The 18,609-nt window shown below is 48.0% G+C and carries 18 protein-coding genes; all 18 read left to right on the plus strand.

Annotation, left to right across the window (positions count from 1 at the left end; genetic code table 11):
- Positions 1–80 precede the first annotated feature (80 nt).
- The 18 genes from KNO85_RS05655 (at position 81) to rny (ending at position 18,572) form a co-directional block, all read left to right on the plus strand.
- On the plus strand, positions 81–848 hold the full coding sequence (locus KNO85_RS05655) for a segregation/condensation protein A (RefSeq protein WP_214692804.1): 768 nt from the start codon (positions 81–83) through the stop codon (positions 846–848).
- Entirely contained in the window at positions 826–1,419 is a 594-nt protein-coding gene (gene scpB, locus KNO85_RS05660) for an SMC-Scp complex subunit ScpB (RefSeq protein WP_214787650.1), read from the plus strand. The genes KNO85_RS05655 and scpB overlap by 23 nt, the downstream gene beginning before the upstream one ends.
- 4 nt (positions 1,420–1,423) lie before the next feature.
- Positions 1,424–2,182, plus strand: a complete 759-nt coding sequence (locus KNO85_RS05665) for a pseudouridine synthase (protein WP_214787653.1) — start codon at positions 1,424–1,426, stop codon at positions 2,180–2,182.
- Positions 2,183–2,318: 136 nt separating this feature from the next.
- Complete coding sequence (locus tag KNO85_RS05670) at positions 2,319–2,900, plus strand: redoxin domain-containing protein (RefSeq protein ID WP_214787656.1); 582 nt, start codon at positions 2,319–2,321, stop codon at positions 2,898–2,900.
- Positions 2,901–2,919: 19 nt separating this feature from the next.
- A complete protein-coding gene (resB, locus tag KNO85_RS05675; protein ID WP_214787659.1) occupies positions 2,920–4,464 on the plus strand; it encodes a cytochrome c biogenesis protein ResB in 1,545 nt (514 codons plus the stop codon).
- A complete protein-coding gene (gene ccsB / locus KNO85_RS05680) occupies positions 4,464–5,648 on the plus strand; it encodes a c-type cytochrome biogenesis protein CcsB (protein WP_214787662.1) in 1,185 nt (394 codons plus the stop codon). The genes resB and ccsB overlap by 1 nt, the downstream gene beginning before the upstream one ends.
- Positions 5,649–5,808: 160 nt before the next feature.
- A complete protein-coding gene (locus KNO85_RS05685) occupies positions 5,809–6,525 on the plus strand; it encodes a response regulator transcription factor (RefSeq protein WP_026825821.1) in 717 nt (238 codons plus the stop codon).
- Positions 6,525–8,231: a sensor histidine kinase gene (locus KNO85_RS05690; RefSeq protein ID WP_251130582.1), complete on the plus strand. Its 1,707-nt coding sequence runs from the start codon at positions 6,525–6,527 to the stop codon at positions 8,229–8,231. The genes KNO85_RS05685 and KNO85_RS05690 overlap by 1 nt, the downstream gene beginning before the upstream one ends.
- Positions 8,232–8,279: 48 nt before the next feature.
- Positions 8,280–8,831 carry a cob(I)yrinic acid a,c-diamide adenosyltransferase gene (locus KNO85_RS05695; RefSeq protein WP_214787668.1) on the plus strand — a complete coding sequence of 184 codons (552 nt, stop codon included), beginning with the start codon at positions 8,280–8,282 and terminating at the stop codon, positions 8,829–8,831.
- Positions 8,832–8,838: 7 nt separating this feature from the next.
- A complete protein-coding gene (gene yfmF / locus KNO85_RS05700) occupies positions 8,839–10,077 on the plus strand; it encodes an EF-P 5-aminopentanol modification-associated protein YfmF (protein WP_214787671.1) in 1,239 nt (412 codons plus the stop codon).
- Positions 10,074–11,333: an EF-P 5-aminopentanol modification-associated protein YfmH gene (gene yfmH / locus KNO85_RS05705; protein ID WP_214787674.1), complete on the plus strand. Its 1,260-nt coding sequence runs from the start codon at positions 10,074–10,076 to the stop codon at positions 11,331–11,333. Before yfmF ends, yfmH begins: the two co-directional genes overlap by 4 nt.
- Positions 11,330–12,025, plus strand: a complete 696-nt coding sequence (gene ymfI / locus KNO85_RS05710; RefSeq protein WP_214787676.1) for an elongation factor P 5-aminopentanone reductase — start codon at positions 11,330–11,332, stop codon at positions 12,023–12,025. The genes yfmH and ymfI overlap by 4 nt, the downstream gene beginning before the upstream one ends.
- A gap of 93 nt (positions 12,026–12,118) precedes the next feature.
- The gene (locus KNO85_RS05715) at positions 12,119–12,895 is read left to right on the plus strand and encodes a YmfK family protein (protein WP_012726484.1); all 777 of its coding nucleotides are present in this window, start codon (positions 12,119–12,121) and stop codon (positions 12,893–12,895) included.
- Positions 12,896–12,922: 27 nt separating this feature from the next.
- Positions 12,923–13,795, plus strand: a complete 873-nt coding sequence (locus KNO85_RS05720) for a helix-turn-helix domain-containing protein (RefSeq protein ID WP_214787679.1) — start codon at positions 12,923–12,925, stop codon at positions 13,793–13,795.
- Positions 13,796–13,827: 32 nt separating this feature from the next.
- Positions 13,828–14,406 carry a CDP-diacylglycerol--glycerol-3-phosphate 3-phosphatidyltransferase gene (gene pgsA / locus KNO85_RS05725; RefSeq protein WP_214787682.1) on the plus strand — a complete coding sequence of 193 codons (579 nt, stop codon included), beginning with the start codon at positions 13,828–13,830 and terminating at the stop codon, positions 14,404–14,406.
- Between the two features lie 62 nt (positions 14,407–14,468).
- Positions 14,469–15,695 (plus strand): competence/damage-inducible protein A, encoded by a 1,227-nt coding sequence (locus KNO85_RS05730; protein WP_214787684.1) that lies wholly within the window; start codon positions 14,469–14,471, stop codon positions 15,693–15,695.
- Between the two features lie 76 nt (positions 15,696–15,771).
- Positions 15,772–16,821, plus strand: a complete 1,050-nt coding sequence (recA, locus tag KNO85_RS05735) for a recombinase RecA (protein WP_074033216.1) — start codon at positions 15,772–15,774, stop codon at positions 16,819–16,821.
- Between the two features lie 191 nt (positions 16,822–17,012).
- On the plus strand, positions 17,013–18,572 hold the full coding sequence (rny, locus tag KNO85_RS05740) for a ribonuclease Y (RefSeq protein WP_198930002.1): 1,560 nt from the start codon (positions 17,013–17,015) through the stop codon (positions 18,570–18,572).
- Positions 18,573–18,609: the final 37 nt, after the last annotated feature.

Raw genomic sequence — 18,609 nt, forward strand, 5'->3', positions numbered from 1 at the left:
TCAATTTTCTCCTTTCGTGTCCACGGTGTTATAAAACATGTTATACTAAAGCGCAAAAATGTAAAATGGCAGGTGTCTCTATGGAAGCCTATAACGTTAAAATCGATACGTTCGAAGGTCCACTCGACTTGTTGCTCCATTTGATCGGAAAAATGGAGATTGATATCGTCGACATTTCCGTGGCAGAAGTCACTGACCAGTATGTCGGCTATATTCGCACGATGCAAAAATTTGAACTCGACGTGGCCAGTGAATATTTGGTCATGGCGGCGACGTTGCTCCAGTTAAAGAGTAAGCAGTTACTACCGCCTGTTCAGGTCGAGGATGAAGATGTCCCAGACTTCAGCGAAGAACCGACGCGTGAGGGACTCATTCGTCAATTGATTGAATACAAAGCATATAAAGAAGCAGTCGTTTTCATGCGTGAGCAGGAAGAACATCGTCTTGAACTGTATACGCGACCGGGTGAAGACTTGACGAACTACATGTCAGAAGAGGTGTCGAAATATGACGGACCACTCAACTTCTCGGATCTTCTCCACGCCTATTCCAAAATGATTGAGCGAAAGCGTTGGAAAGAGCGGCGCAAAAAGACGATCAAACGTGAAGAGCGGACTCTTGAAGAACAGATGACAAGACTTCATGAACATGTGTCCTCAACACGACAAACCTCGTTTTTCGCCTTTTTTGTAGAACGACCGAACGTCTCGGATCTCGTGGTAACGTTTATGGCGCTTCTTGAGCTGATCAAGCTACGGGTCGTCGAAACGAAACAACTTGACCAAGACATTCAAATCTCGTTCATCGAATCATCAAAGAAAGGGGATGAAGCGGTTGCTGTCTTATGAAACGATTATTGAAGGATTATTGTTTGTCGTCGGCGACGAAGGAATGGAAGTCCGTGCGCTCGCGGAGACGCTCGATATTTCAGAGGCTGCTGCGAGAGAACAACTCAGTAAATTAGAAGCTTCTTTCAAAACTTCGAACCGCCCGTTCCAACTGATGGAGTCGGCAGGCGTGTACAAACTCGTGACCGTTCCGGAAGTGTCCCCATACATTCAAAAATATGTTGGGACGATGGCCGAGCAGGCACTTTCACGCGCGGCGATGGAGACGCTCGTCATCATCGCCTATAAGCAACCGGTCACGCGAGCGGATATCGAGGAGATTCGTGGCGTCAAAGTAGAGCGAGTCATTCATACGCTATTGTCAAAAGGGTTGATTGAATCGGCAGGCCGTGCCAAAACGATTGGTCGTGCGAAGTTGTATCGCACGACAGAGCATTTCCTCGACCATTTCGGATTTAATTCGCTCGAGGAACTACCACCATTAACATTTGAGGATGAACTGACAGACGAAGGCGATTTGTTCTTCGGTCAGGAATCACCGAAGCAAGAAGAGAGATTGGAGAAGGATTAATCATATGGAACGTTTGCAAAAAGTAATCGCACAAGCGGGGGTCGCCTCGCGTCGAAAAGCAGAAGAAATGATTTTGGATGGTCGCGTTCGCGTCAATGGAAAAGTAGTACGTGAACTCGGGACGAAGGTCGGACCGAAGTCAGAGATCGAGGTTGACGGCGTCAAAATCGAACAAGAAGAGCATGTCTACTACTTACTCTACAAACCGAGTGGCTATGTGTCGACGGTAGATGATGATAAAGGACGTAAAGTGATCACAGACCTCGTACCACCAGGCGCGCGTGTTTTCCCGGTCGGACGTCTTGACTATAACACGACAGGACTCATCATCTTGACGAACGATGGAGAGTTCTCGAACATGATGACCCACCCGAAATATAAAATCCAAAAGCGCTATGTGGCAAAAGTGAAGAATATCCCATCTTATTTGGCGATCAAACAACTTGAGTCAGGCGTTCAGCTCGATGACGGATTTAAAACGGGTAGCGCGAAAGTGAAAATGAAGTCTGTGGACCAGAAAAAGAACACGGCAATTCTTGAAATCGTCATCTCGGAAGGACATAATCGTCAAATCCGTCGCATGGTCGAGGCAATCGGTTCGGAGGTCATCAAATTGAAGCGTGAACAATTCGGTTTCTTGACGCTCGACGGTCTCAACACAGGCGATTGGCGTGAACTCTCGCATAAGGAAATCAGTAAACTTCGTGAACTTGCGAACCCGACTGTTCCACCGAAACCACGAGGCAAAAAGAAGAAAAAATAACAACAAAAAATCGTCCTGAAATGGGATGATTTTTTTGATTGTGTAGATTGTGTGACAAAAAAATGAAAAAAGTCTGTTAATGTGCGTTTTTAATGTTTTTTCAGTACAATAGCAACTGAAGGATGGTGTGAAAACGATGACAAAAGATCAAAACAAAGACGACCGGATGGAACAAGCGGTCGCGAAAAAGAAAAAGAGGTCATTTTGGCGCTTGATGATTATGACGGTCGTTCTCTTTGCGGGAGCCATCACCGTCATGCAATTGTTCGACCAAGCCGGTAATGACGGACGGATCGAGGCAGGGGACGAGGCACCGAATTTCAAACTCGTTACACTCGACGGCTCGACTCTTTATGAGCGAGACAACTACGAAGGGAAAGGGATGCTCTTGAACTTCTGGGGTACGTTCTGTGAACCGTGTAAGAAAGAGATGCCAGTCGTTCAAGAAAATTACGCAACACTTCAAGATATGGGCGTCGATTTTTGGGCGGTGAACGTCGGTGAAACGCCGCTACGTGTCGATAACTTTATTAACGACCTAGGTGTCGGTCTTGACTATCCAATCTTGATGGACACGAAGAGCGAAGTCGAGAAAGCCTATGGCATTTATAATTTACCTGTCACATTCGTCATCGATGGTGAAGGGAATGTAATTGAAAAGTATGAAGGTGAACTCACGAAAGAGAAATTGATGGAGCTAGCCGAGAAGTCATTGTAAGCGAACGGGGGACGCACAGATGCTAGATATGAAATATGAAGGCGCTGATTTACGGTCGAAGCGTCGTCCAAAATCGGTCATTGACCGGGTGTGGAACTTCTTCGCATCGGTCAAAGTGGGATTGTGGTTGATTGCGCTGATTATTGTCGGTTCAGCAATCGGGACGATCTTCCCGCAAGAAATGTATATCCCACAACAGTTGCCTCCAGAACAATATTATTTGGAGGAGTACGGGACGCCAGGTTCAATTTATTATGCACTTGGATTCCATAACCTATACACATCGTGGTGGTATATCGGTCTCATCGTCATGTTGACACTCTCACTCATCGTCGTATCGATTGACCGTGGAGTTCCTCTCTATAAAGCGCTCAAGAATCAACCGGTTAGACGGACAGAACGCTTTATGAAAGGACAACGACTCTTCGGACAAGGCGAAGGGACGGAAGCACAAATTGATGAGATGGAAGCTTCGCTCAAGAAAAAACGCTACAATGTCAAACGGGATGGAGATGCCTTATTGGCGGAAAAACACCGTTTCGGTCGTTGGGGTCCATACGTGAACCACGTTGGTCTCGTCATCTTTTTCCTCGGGGCGATGCTCCGTGTATTCCCGGCATTCCATACGGATACGCTTGAATGGGTGCGAGAAGGAGATACCGTTTCGTTAGAGGCGACTGATGGAGAGTACTACTTACGGAATGACCAGTTTATTCTGGAGATGTATGACCCGGAAAATAACGAGGAAGATGCGAAATTCGCAGCTGCCATTGAAAAAGCAGGAGCCGTACCGAAAAATTATGAGACGGAACTGACATTATTTAAGAAAACGGGAACGAACGAGGACGGATCGCCGCAACTCGAACAAGTCGATGTCGGTTCGACGAAAGTCAACCACCCGTTTAAGTTCGAAAAATATGAAGTGTATCAAGAGCAATACTCAAGTCGTCCGGAGTTCTTGTCGATGTCGTTCATGCTCGCCGATAAACAGACAGGTGACGAGTATGGACCGTTCAAGGTCGACCTCGAGAATCCAGAAAAATCGTATGACTTGAATGGCGTCACAGTCACTTTGAAAGACTTGTATCCTGATTTCGAAGTGAAGGACGGACAACCGAACACGAAATCACCACGTGCCCTGAATCCTGCCTTCTTCTTCAATGTCGAATCACCAGAAGGTGAAACAGAGTCAAACTTGATCGGTATTCGTCTCAACGTCGCCGATGAGGAGAACCGCTATGAGGTGCAATTCGCTGGTACAGAGATGGCAAGTACGAGCGGTCTACGTGTGAAGAGTGACTCCACGTATCCGATTCTGATTGTCGGTGCGACAATCTTCATGATTGGTATTGTGATGGGGATGTATTGGCCGCATCGACGCGTCTGGATTCGTCGTCACGAAGATGAGGTGCTCGTCGCAGGATTTACGAATAAAAACCCGTCCTCGCTCCGACGAGAGGTTTCGCCGTTACTAGAACAGACCGGTTTACCGATGTGGGAAGACCAGGCGAGATTCACTTCGAAGCCGGAAAACGAGTCAACAGATGAAAGAGGGGAATCTTGATGGAATGGATTGAATGGAGCAGCCGTATGCTGTTTATCGCGTTCTTCCTATACGCAATCTCGACGGTTCTCTTTACAATTGCCGTTAGTGGTATGCGTAAGGATCGGAACGTTAACCGTGTCGCCTATGGGAAGTATGCCTTCATCTTGGCGATTATCGGATTTGTCGCCCAAATGACATATTTCTTTATGCGTTGGGCAGGTGTCGGCTATGCGCCGGTATCAAACTTATATGAATATACGACGTTCTTCGGCATGATGATGGTGCTCGGGTTTCTTGTCGTATACGGGATTTATAAAAATGATGTACTCGGATTGTTCGCGATGCCGGTGGCGTTACTCGTCATCGCATTCGCCTCGATGTTCTCGAGTGAAGTCGCACCGCTCATTCCTGCACTTAACAGTGTATGGTTAAAAATTCACGTTACGACGGCAGCGCTCGGACAAGGAATTTTGGCAATCAGCTTTGCGTCAGGTCTCATTTTCTTATTGAATGAGACCTCGATGAAAGAACAGTCTAAATCACGGACTTGGCTTGAAGTGACGATGTTCGTACTTATGTGTACGCTCGGGTTTATCATCGTGTCGATGCTCTTTAAAGGAATCGGTGCTGGTGGTGTCGTCGAATTTACGAATGACCGTGGCCAGGCCGAGACGTATGAATACTTCATGCCAATCCTATTCGTACCAGAAGGGGCGCAACTGTTGTCGGGCGCAAGCGGCTTATCACTTGAACTTCCGAACTGGATCAATACGCTCAAGTTGAACACGCTCATTTGGTCCGTCATTGGCGGAATTGTGATTTATGTGTTGCTCCGCTTCGTCATTTTGCGTAAACGTGTCGCTGAAGCGCTTCAACCACTTGCGAAAAAAGTCGACCTTGACCTTGCTGACGAGATCAGCTATCGCTCGATCGCGATCGGATTACCGGTCTTCATCCTTGGTGGTTTGATTTTTGCGATGATCTGGGCTCAGATTGCCTGGAACCGTTTCTGGGGTTGGGATCCGAAAGAAGTATGGGCATTGATTACGATGCTCACGTATATTTACTACTTGCATATGCGGATTCAGCGTGGCTGGACCGGAACGAAAGCAGCTTGGCTTTGTGTCGGAGGATTTGGGATTATCATGTTTAACCTCGTCTTTGTAAACTTGGTCATCGCCGGTCTTCATTCATATGCATAAAGCGAAAGAAGTCACAATTGTGACTTCTTTTTCATTTGGTCCATCAAATCATCGTTGTGAAGCGAAATAATAGAGTGGTATAGTTATGGCAGGGAGTGGAATGTTCACAATTGTGCAACATTCGCTACAACTCGTAATGGGTCTTAGGAGGGTTTCAAGTATGGCTGAGAAAACGAAGATTTTAGTAGTCGACGATGAAGAGAGAATTCGCCGACTTTTGAAAATGTACTTAGAACGCGAACAATATGTGATTGAAGAAGCAGTCAATGGAGAAGAGGCGCTTGCCCTTGCTCTTGAGAATGAATATGACGTCATCCTGCTCGATTTGATGATGCCGAAGATGGATGGTGTCGAAGTGTGTACAGAACTTCGGAAAACGAAAGCGACACCGGTCATCATGCTCACGGCGAAAGGTGAAGAAATTGATCGTGTCCAAGGATTTGAAGTCGGAGCAGACGATTATATCGTCAAACCGTTCAGTCCTCGTGAAGTCGTCCTTCGCGTCAAGGCGCTCCTTCGTCGTTCTGGCTCGACTAAGTTCATGCAGACGAGTGAGAAATCGAAAGATTTGATCGTATTCCCACATTTGACGATCGACAATGATGCTCACCGTGTCACGGTCGATGGGGAAGAGATTGCTCTCACACCGAAAGAATATGAACTACTGTTCTTCCTTGCGAAGCAAGTTGATAAAGTCTTTTCACGTGAACAGTTGTTGAAAGAAGTATGGAACTATGAATTTTTCGGAGACCTTCGGACCGTCGATACGCATGTGAAACGTCTTCGTGAGAAATTGAACCGTGTCTCACCGGATGCGGCTCATATGATCACGACCGTATGGGGTGTCGGGTACAAGTTCGAAGCTGCGAGTGAATGATGATTCGTCGAAACAGCATCGTCACGAAACTGTGGCTGACGATTCTCGTTTTGGTCAGTGTCATCTTATTCATCGTCTCGGTATTGATGCTTGAATTTTTCAATTCTTTTCACATCGACCAAGAGCGTGGTCATCTCGCAAAACTGGGGGGACAGGTTCAGTCGGTATTGTTGAATGAAGGTGATACGTCCCAGACGATCGATCAAATCATCGAAGTATATGGTGCGAACTATATATTAGAAAACGGTACTGTACGATCGAACTTTGGAAATGAAGTGGACGGGCTGATGGTCGAATTGGAACGTCAAGATTGGGAATCCTATCAGGCGGTCGGTGAGACGGCCATTGGCAATTTCTCTTCATTTGATGATCAAGCCGCACTTGCTTACCGGACGACGTTCTCATTATCGACCGGTCAATATACGCTCTACTTATTCGAACCGCTCGATGCGATCTCGAGTGCGAATGCCGGTGCTCGAACAATCATTCTTTGGACGGTCGCTTCGGCCATCATCGTGACGACTGTATTTGCCTTCTTCTTATCGACACGAATCACGGCACCGCTTCGAGCGATGCGAGATGCGGTCAATAAGACGGGGGAAGGTCAATTTGACTTGCGTCTTGAGACGAAGACACGAGACGAAATCGGAGAACTCGCCGCTTCCTTCAACGCAATGAGTAGTCAACTGGCGAAATATGTCGATGCGTTAGACCGAGAACGGCTGCAACTTGCCTCCATCCTTCGATCGATGGCGGACGGCGTCATCACGCTCGATCGTCATGCCAACGTGATCGTCACGAATCCGCAGGCTAGTCCATTACTTCAAGACGGCCAGCCACATGAAGTTGTTCTGTCACTCTATGAAGAAGTGATGGAAGGGACGGCAGAGAAGACGATTGAAGTGAAACAAGATGACCGTTATTATACGTTGACGGTCACGCCGCTCATCGGAGAAGACGATTTTGAGGGAGCCGTCGTTGTCATTCGTGACACATCTGAAAGTCATCGTCTCGATAAGATGCGGACCGACTTCGTTGCAAATATTAGTCATGAACTTCGGACACCGCTCGTGACGCTACAAGGTTATTCAGAGGCGATTATCGATGGGATGACAGAGAGTGACGAGGCGACGAAAGAGTTTGCATCGATCATTTATGATGAATCACTTCGACTTGCCCGTCTCGTCAACGACTTGCTTGATTTAGCTCGCATTGAATCGGGTAAAGAAACGATGCACTTCACTTCGTTCGATATCGGTGACTTCCTTCCACGTGTCATGCGGAAATTCAATCAAATGGCAGCTGAGAAAGAGATTCGATTACAGACGGATGTACCACATCGACTGATTGAGGCAGACGGAGACCGACTCGAGCAAGTGTTCACGAACTTGATCGGTAACGCGATTGCCCATACCGATTCCGGAGAAATTCGAATCAAGGCGACTGAAGGAACTGACGGATTACAGATTCGATTGACCGACACGGGTCACGGTATCCCGAAAGAAGACTTACCGTTCGTGTTCGAGCGATTTTATAAAGCCGACAAGGCGCGAACGAGTGGGTCGAAGACGGGTACGGGGATTGGTCTCGCCATCGTGAAGAACGTGGTCGATGCCCATCATGGGACGGTCAGCGTATCGAGTACACTTGGTGTCGGAACGACGTTTGAGATTTACTTACCATTTGAACAACCACACAATACATAATGGTGACTCGTCTGAGTCACCATTTGTGGCATTTTGAGGGGGAGCCGAATGAAACGATATACACGCACGGGTGACACGGGTGAAACGTCTTTGATTGGGAGCCGTGTCGACAAACATCATCCTCAAATCGAAGCGATGGGACTTCTCGATGAATTGAACAGTCACATCGGATTGGCGATTGCGCATCAGACCGACACGTCGCTCCGCGAACAGTTGACGAAGATTCAACACGACCTGTTCGACCTCGGGTCAGAGCTGATGTATACGGATTCGCCTCCAAAAACAGTCGACTTGTCGATTGTGACGGAACTTGAGCGATGGATGGACGATTGGGAGAAGTCTTGTCCGGAACTCGTTCGGTTCATCTTACCAGGAGGAAGCGTGGAGTCGGCGAGCTTACATATGGCACGTTCCGTTTGCCGTCGTGTCGAACGGGATTTGACAGCACTCGGTGTCGCTGACCGACAGCTCCCATATTTCAACCGATTGAGTGACTATTTGTTTACGGTCGCACGTTATGCGAATGTTGTCGCTGGCGTACCAGACCAAGAATATGCACGCGGCGCTGCCGTGTTTCAACCAAAACGAAAAAAGGAGTGATCGGCTGATGAAAGGAATCGAACAGTTCCAACATCAATTGCACTATTCGGTCTATCCGACCAAAAAATTTAAAACGACGACGTGCCTCGTCTCGTTTGCGGCTCCGCTGTCTGAAGACACGGTGGCAGACCGAGCACTACTTCCATTCATCATGGAAAAATCGACGGAAGCATATCCATCCATTGAATTATTTCACACACCGCTAGAAGACTTGTACGATACAAACCTTTACGCAGGTGCATCAAAAATTGGCAAAGAGCATGTCATTCAATTCCAGCTCGAAGTCGTCAATGACCATCTCGTTGGAGAAGACGTTCTTAGTCAGGCGATTCAATTGCTCGAAGAAGTACTGTTGCGTCCGAACGTCTATGACGGCGCGTTCCAACCGCTCATTGTGGAGCAAGAACGTCGATTGCAGCGCCAGCGAATCGAATCTGTCTATGATGACAAGATGCGCTTCGCCCAGCAACGTCTTCAAGAGATGCTCGGAGGCGAACTCGCCATCCCTTCACTCGGAACGCTCGAACAGCTCGACCACGTAACACCGAAATCGCTTTTCGATGCCTATCAATCGATGATTCAAAACGACCGTGTCGACATTTATGTCGTTGGCGATGTCGACCGTGCACAGGTCGAACAGGCATTCAACCCGCTCGAATCGCTCGGGACGCGTCAACCGCGACGTTTACCTGAACCAAGTCGGGGAGAATTCAAGCGTTTAGAAGAACATCAAAACATCAAACAAAGTAAACTTCATCTCGCCTATGCGCTTGATGTCGGCCCTCGCACAGAAGATGCGATTCGTATGCAAGTCGTGAATGGATTGTTCGGTGGCTTCCCGCATTCGAAGCTGTTCATGAACGTCCGTGAAAAAGAGAGTTTGGCGTATTATGCTGCTTCGCAGTATAGCTCACTCAGTCGAAAGTTATTCGTCTATGCAGGAATCGATGCATCGAATCAGCAGAAGACCGAGCAAATCATCGAAGAACAATTGAAAGCTCTTCAGGCGGGTGAGTTTGAGGACGAGACGTTGCAACAGACGAAAGAACTGTTATTCCACCAACGTCGTCAGCTCGGAGATAGTCCACGCCAGTTGATCGGGTGGATGAGTGGCGCAGACATACGGCCGTTTTCGCTCGACGAAGAGGTTGCGATCATCGAAAATACGACACGCGACCACGTCATCGCGCTTGCGAATGAGATCACGCTCGAAGCTGTCTATTGCTTGAAAGGAGGAGAAGCATGAAACTAGATTTCCCAAACGTTGGAGAGACATTACATCACTACGTTCTTGATAACGGCCTCTCCGTATATTTATTGAAGAAGACTGGATATGAAAAAACGTTCGCGACGTTCACGACGAAATACGGTTCAATTGATCGTCGCTTCAAATTAGAGGATTGGATAGAGGTACCAGACGGCATTGCTCACTTCTTAGAGCATAAAATGTTCGAGAAAGAAGATGGCGACGTCTTCCAGCAGTTCGGCCGCCAAGGAGCATCGGCGAACGCCTTCACCTCATTCACGAGGACGGCCTACTTGTTCGGCGCGACATCGAACGTCCCGGAGAATGTTCAAACACTACTCAATTTCGTTCAGGAACCATACTTCACGAAAGAATCGGTCGAGAAAGAGAAAGGCATTATCGGTCAGGAGATTCAAATGTATCAAGACAATCCGGGATGGCGTCTTTATTTCGGATTGATTGAAGCGATGTATGTGACACATCCAGTCAAAATCGATATCGCCGGTACAATCGAATCGATTTCAAAAATCACCGCAGAAGATTTGTATACGTGTCATCGGGCGTTCTATCACCCGAGCAACATGGCGTTGTTCGTAGTCGGGAACATCGAGCCAGATGAGATGCTCGAGCTGATTCAAAGCAATCAGGCCGCAAAATCATTTGACGCACCACCGTTGAGTGCTCGTGAGACGATAGATGAACCGGTCACGGTTCGTCTATCAGAGCGCGTCATTGAGATGGACGTCTCGGTCCCGAAAGTGATGATTGGCTATAAAGATGTCCCGCAAGCAGGGGAAGCCGGCCTCAAACAAGAGTTGACGGTGGAACTCCTCATGCATGCACTCTTCGACACGACAGCCCCGCTCTACACGGAACTGTATGCGGAAGGTTTGATTGATGATGCGTTCTCATTTGACTATACGTCAGAAGAATCATTCGCTTTTGCCGCCTTGTCGATGGAAACGTCTCAAGTCGATGCTTTTGTCGAGCGTGTCACGAGTGCATTAGAACGTCCACTCGAGCTCAATCAAGAAACGCTCGATCGTAAGAAGCGGATGATGCAAGGGCAATTTTTAAAAGCGTTGAATTCACCAGAGTTTATTGCGAACCAGTTCTCACGCTATGCCCTCAATGATGGAAACTTGTTCGATATTCCGAATTTGATTGATGCGATTACATTAGATGAACTTTACGAATCATACGAGAGTTTGTTCCGCCGCGAACAACGTACGGTATGTGTCGTCAAAAAGCCATGAAGACGTTGATTGTTGGAGCGAGCGGTGCCATTGGACGTGCCGTCTCGCTCGCTTTTCGTGAAGACCATCTTCTCCTGCATGCGAATCAAGGTCATGTAACGATCAGTCGCATGATTGAGTCGGAAAGGTTACAGGCGGAACTCGTCACTTGTGACTTATCCGACCGTGAAGCAGTAGAGAAATGGATAAAGTCGATTGATACCGTTGATCGAATCATTTATGTAGCAGGCCACGCGGTACATGGTCTCGTCGTCGACCAATCGATTGATGAGCTGGACCATCTCTATGAGGTGCATGTACGCGCCATGGTTCGATTGATTCAAGCCACCGTAGCCTGTAAACCGTATGACCATCCACTCGATATCGTCATTGTCTCGAGTGTTTGGGGCGAAGTCGGAGCAGCGGCTGAAGTATTTTACTCTACGGTCAAGGCGGCTCAAATCGGGTTCGTTAAAGCGTTCGCGCGTGAAGCGGGACCGTTCCATGTTCGGATCAATGCCGTGACGCCAGGGTGGATTGATACGCCAATGAATGATACGGTAGAAGAGTCGAAACAAACCGTGATGGACGACATTCCTCTTGGACGTCTCGGTTCCACTGAGGACGTGGCGAAGACGATTCGTTTTTTATGTTCATCGGATGCTTCATATATGACTGGCACCGTGTTGCGCATTGATGGCGGTTGGCAATGATCTCGGCATGATGCAGAAACCAGTTCTTTTCAATTCTTCTAAAATAATTTAAAATAGGCTAGGTAGCAAACTCGCTCGAAAGGATGGTTGGGGATGGAACATAAATTCGAAGAGTGGTATCTCGAGTATGAATTGTGTCAAAATCGACCGGGTATCCTTGGAGACATCGCATCTCTCATGGGGATGCTTCAAATCTCCATCGTCACCATTAACGGCGTCGACCTCCAGCGTCGAGGCATGTTGCTCAAAGCTCCTGCAGCTGATCACGTCCATCGACTCGAGCATATTTTAAAACGAATGGAAGCCATCGCCGTGATCAAGTTGCGTCGCCCGAAGTTACGGGACCGAATTGCGATTCGACACGGGAGATACATCGACCATGACAGTGATGATAAGAAAACGTTCCGTTTCGTCCGAGAAGACTTAGGGATTCTCGTAGATTTTGTCGCAGAGCTGATGAAAGAAGAGCGTCATCTGTTGATTGGCGTACGGGGAAACCCGCGTGTCGGCAAGACAGAGTCAATTGTCGCAGCAAGTGTGTGTGCGAACAAACGGTGGCTATTCTTGTCATCGACACTGATGAAACAGACCGTCCGGACCTCTTTATTTGAAGAAGAGCGTGAAGGCGATCATGTATACATAATCGATGGAGCTGTCTCTACGCGTACGATGGATGAGCGACATCGTCAACTGATCCGTGAGGTCATGCGGTTGCCTGCCGTAAAAGTCATTGAACACCCAGACCTTTACGTCCGAAACACCGATTGCGTGTACGAAGACTTTGATTATATTATTGAATTGAGAAACAATCCGGATGAGACAATCATCATCCCACAAGAAACACATCGTGAGTCAGAATGGTTTGAATAATTATGTGAATGGAAGGTGTGGACCCCTGTGACAGAACTAGGGACTTTTTTGAAACAAAAGCGTGAGGAGAGCGGATTAACGCTCGACCAAATCCAGCAGACGACGAAGATTCAAAAGCGCTATATCATCGCGATCGAGGAAGGTGATTACAAAAATCTCCCTGGCTCTTTCTATGCACGGGCGTTCATTAAAACGTATGCGGAGTCACTCGGTCTCGATGTGGATGAACTATATGAGACATACGCTAAAGACCTACCAAAAATCGAAGCACAACCCTCCGTTCAACTTTCTCGGAAAAAGACGTATTCAAAAGCGTCAGAGTCGACAAGTCGGGTGTCGAGATGGGTTCCGAAAGTACTGCTTGCCCTCACGGTATTCTTGCTCATTACAGCAGTTTATTTTGCGGTGAGAAGTATCGACTTCGGCGGACAAGAAGCGAGTCCGGCCGAGCCGCCGAGTTCTGGTGTCACAGTCGACCAGAATGAAGACGTCCCGGCGGATGAACCAGCCGAGGAGGAACCGGCTTCAGAAGAGCCGGCTGAAGAAGAACCGCCAGTAGAGTCTGGTCCGATTGCGGTAACAGAATCGAACGGTGCGGACATCACTTATGAGATAGCGACGAGTGATAAGCTGTCGACCGAGATTTATGTGAAAGAATCACCAGCCTCATATGTCGGTGTTCGTGATACTTCACTAGAAGGTCCGTTCCTTGCTCCTGAGTATCCGAACCAATCGAAACAGAACCCGATTGTCATTGAAGACGCTGAAACGGATACGCTACGTATCCGAATCGGACTGATCGCAGGTGTTGAGAAAATCGTCGTCAACGGTCGCGAGCTCGAGCTTCAAGAGTCTCCGGTCACACAAAATATTTTCGTAAAGAGAGTCGACGCAGAATAAGTCGACTCTCCTTCTAAGAGGAGGCGTTCTACATGAACCTACCTAACCGATTGACGATGCTACGCGTGGTCTTGATCCCCGTATTCGTCGTCTTACTCGCTGTTGATTTTGATTGGGGAAACATCGCCTTTTTAGGTGCTGATATCCCACTTCACCAATTTATCGCTGGTGTCATCTTTACCATCGCGGCCATTACAGACTGGTTGGACGGTCACTTGGCGCGAAAACACAATTTGGTCACGAACTTCGGGAAATTTATGGACCCGCTTGCGGACAAGTTACTCGTTACAGCGGCACTCGTGTTGCTCGTCGAGATGGACCTCGTTGCCGCATGGGTGGTTGTCGTGATTCTTTCTCGTGAGTTTGCGGTCACAGGTCTACGACTAGTCGCTGCCGACGAAGGGATTGTCGTTGCGGCAGGTAAGTCGGGTAAAGCAAAAACATGGGTGCAATTGTTCGCCATCATTTTCTTACTATTCGGTAATCCGATTTTCAGCTATGTCGGTATCCCGTTCGGGGAATGGGCGATGTGGTTGGCACTCGCACTAACGATTTACTCCGGAGCCGAGTATTTCGCACAAAACTACAAGATTATTGTGAAGTCGATGTAAGTCGACAGAGACGAGTTGGTTGATCTAGCTCGTCTTTTTTTTGAAGTCGAGGAGGAAATAAGATGAAACGAGCCGAAATCATTGCGGTAGGAAGCGAGTTGCTCTTAGGGGAAATCGTCAATACAAATGCGAGTTACATATCGGAACAACTATCGAAATACGGTGTCTCCGTCCTGTATCATCAAGTTGTCGGCGATAACGCGGAACGGATGCGTGAGACGTTTGAGATGGCGCGTCGTCGTTCAGACCTCGTAATCGTCACAGGTGGGCTCGGGCCGACGGCAGATGATGTCACGAAGACGGTCCTTTCAGATTTGCTTGAGCGCCCGATTGTACGAGATGAAGAAGCATTTCATACGATTCAACAATTCCTTCGTTCACGTAACCGTGAGATGAATGAAGGGGACGCTCGTCAGGCGGATGTCTTGGCTGGTGCTGATGTTTTACAAAATCCGGTCGGTCTCGCTCCTGGGATGTGGATTGAAGGGGAGACGACGTGGATGCTCCTACCAGGTGTGCCTCGTGAAATGCGAGCGCTCGTCGATGTGACGTTTCCAAAAAAGTTTTCAGGCGCGACGCTCGTCTCGGAATCGCTACGATTTTATGAGATTGGAGAATCTGCACTCGATGATGCCGTCAAAGACTTATTGAACGGATCGAATCCGACCGTTGCACCATATGCCGAAACGGGAGAGGCGAGACTGCGAATCAGTGCTCGTGCGATTAATGAGACGGTTGCAAGAGCGATGATCCAGGAAATGAAAGCTGAAATTTTAAGTCGCGTCGGTTCTTATTATTTCGGATCGGATGATGAGACGATTGCCTCATACCTCGTGCAATCATTGACACGTCATCATCAAACACTCGCAATCGCCGAATCGTTGACCGGTGGAGAAGTTCAGTCGATGATTACATCGACCCCGGGAGCATCGGCTGTCTTTTTAGGTGGTGTCGTTACCTATTCAGATGAGCTAAAAAATAGGTATTTGGGGGTTGCTCTTGATACAATTGAACAGCACTCAGTCGTCTCAAAAGAAGTTGCTTATGAGATGGTAGATGGATTAGCCGATCAAACAAATGCGGACTACGCACTCTCCTTTACAGGTGAAGCCGGACCAACCTCGAGCTCGGGACGTCCTGTCGGTACGGTATATATCGGCGTGAAGACGCCGAGAGGAATCGAGGTCATCGAACGGATGTATCCGCATCAAGAACGTAACGTCATCCGTATGCGAGCTGCGAAAGATGGGTTATGGGCACTGATTCAACGAATGAAAAAAGGCGAATAAATGTTCGTAAAAAACTTGTGTATCGCTATTTGTTCACGTATAATGAAAGTATCAATTAAAGGAGGCTCATTTATCTATGAGTGATCGTAAACAAGCGTTAGAAATGGCATTACGCCAAATTGAGAAACAATTCGGTAAAGGCTCGATTATGCGCCTTGGTGAAAATACAGACCAGCAAGTATCGGTCATCCCTTCTGGGTCTATTGCCCTCGACGTCGCACTTGGAGCAGGCGGATATCCACGCGGTCGTGTCATTGAAGTGTACGGACCAGAATCTTCAGGTAAGACGACTGTTGCCCTTCATGCGATTGCAGAAGTTCAAAAGCGTGGTGGTCAAGCTGCATTCGTCGATGCTGAGCACGCACTCGATCCAAAGTATGCGAAAAATCTTGGCGTCAACATTGATGAGTTGTTACTCTCTCAACCAGATACAGGGGAACAAGCGCTAGAGATCGCTGAAGCGCTCGTTCGTTCGGGAGCAGTTGATATCCTCGTTGTCGACTCGGTTGCGGCACTCGTACCGAAAGCCGAAATCGAAGGGGAAATGGGAGACTCGCACGTCGGTCTTCAAGCTCGTTTGATGTCACAGGCTCTTCGTAAATTGTCTGGTGCAACGAACAAGTCGAAAACGATTGTCATCTTCATCAACCAAATCCGTGAGAAAATTGGGATTATGTTCGGTAACCCAGAAACAACACCTGGTGGTCGTGCCTTGAAGTTCTACTCTTCAGTACGTCTCGAAGTACGTCGTGCGGAGACACTCAAGCAAGGTCAAGACATGGTCGGGAACCGTACGAAGATCAAGATTGTAAAAAACAAGATCGCACCACCGTTCAAGACGGCGGAAGTCGACATCATGTACGGTGAAGGGATCTCACGTGAAGGGGAGCTCATCGACATCGGTGCAGACCTCGATATCGTGCAAAAGAGCGGTGCTTGGTACTCGTTCAATGAGGAACGTCTCGGTCAAGGTCGTGAAAACGCGAAGCAATACATGAAAGAAAATCCAGCAATCGCTGCTGAGGTGGAACGACAAATTCGTGACCACTACGGCTTGAACGGCGAAAAAACGGTCACAGTTGAAGGGGAAGACGACGAAGTTCTCTCGCTTCTTGATGACGAATAAGTACACGGTCTCACTCGAAATCATTCGAGTGAGATTTTTTTAGTATAATTTTTTAGGCAATTGGTAGTTCTATCCTGTCCGTGCATTGCATTCTCCTGCTTAAATAAGTACAATAAAGTTATGCGCGGGCTTGCCTGCGTTACTCACTTATTAAAAAAATAAAATAACCTTGCGAAAGGGAGGTGAACATGATGGAATGGCAATATATGCTTATTCTGATCCTCCTTTTGCCGATAGCTTTTGTTGCAGGTTTTTTTGTGCGTAAATCGATCGCCGAAGCGAAGATTCAAGGTGCCGAGACGGAAGCGACCAAGATTGTAGAGCAAGCAAAACAACAATCGGAAGCGATGCAAAAAGAAGCACGGCTTGAAGTAAAAGAAGAGATGATTCAACTTCGTAATGAGACGGAACAAGAATTACGTGAACGTCGCGAAGACCAGAAAGTGAAAGAGAATCGCCTCGTTCAAAAAGAAGAGCTTCTCGACCGCAAAGCAGACATGCTCGAGCGGAAAGAAGATTCGCTGGATGAACAGGAGCGCGGGCTCGAAAAACGCAAGCGTGAAGCAGAAATGCTCGAAAGCAAAGTGGAGGAACTATACGAAGAGGCACGCCAAGAACTTGTACGCGTGGCATCCCTCTCGAAAGATGAAGCACGTACCATCATCATGGACGAAGCGAAGCAGGAAGCGCTTCACGATGCTGCTCTCCTTCAAAAAGAAATCGAGCAAAAAGCAAAACAAGAAGCGGATAAAAAAGCGAAACACCTCTTATCTCTCACGATGCAACGATACGCTGCTGAACATGTCGCGGAGACGACGGTATCCGTTGTCAACTTACCGAGTGATGAGATGAAAGGTCGCATCATCGGGCGTGAAGGACGTAACATCCGTACGCTTGAGACGTTGACTGGGATTGACCTCATCATTGATGACACGCCAGAAGCTGTCATTTTGTCAGGTTTCGACCCGGTTCGCCGTGAAATCGCCAAAATGACGCTTGAAAAACTCGTTCAAGACGGTCGGATTCACCCGGCTCGAATTGAAGAGATGGTTGAGAAGTCTCGTCGTGAAGTGGACGAACGCATTCGTGAATACGGGGAAGAGGCTACTTTCGAAGCCGGTATTCACGGACTTCATCCAGACCTCGTCAAGACGCTCGGTCGCATGCGCTATCGTACGAGTTACGGTCAGAACGTCTTGTCTCACTCGGTCGAGGTGGCACACCTTGCCGGGATGATGGCAGCGGAACTCGGTGAGGACGTCACGCTCGCGAAGCGGGCTGGACTCTTACACGATATCGGGAAAGCGATTGACCACGAAGTCGAAGGCAGTCACGTCGAGATCGGTGTAGAGCTCGCGACGAAGTACAAAGAGCATCCGGTCGTCATCAATTCGATTGCTTCCCATCACGGGGACGTCGAAGCGACATCAACGATTGCGGTACTTGTTGCAGCGGCTGACGCATTGTCAGCGGCTCGCCCAGGGGCCCGTCAAGAGACACTTGAAAGCTACATTCGCCGTCTCGAGCGACTCGAGTCGATTTGTGAGTCGTTTGAAGGTGTCGAGAAATCGTATGCGATTCAAGCAGGACGCGAAGTCCGTATTATCGTTCGCCCAGATGTCGTCGACGATGTCGTCGCTGGTAAGATGGCACGCGATATTTGTAAACGAATCGAGGATGAGCTTGACTATCCTGGACAAATTAAAGTGACGGTCATTCGTGAAACACGTTCCGTCGATTATGCGAAGTAAACAAAGCGGAGAATTTCTCCGCTTTTTCTGTTTGAGG

The sequence above is a fragment of the Exiguobacterium sp. s124 genome (assembly GCF_018617485.1).
In the GTDB taxonomy this organism is placed as follows: domain Bacteria; phylum Bacillota; class Bacilli; order Exiguobacteriales; family Exiguobacteriaceae; genus Exiguobacterium; species Exiguobacterium aestuarii.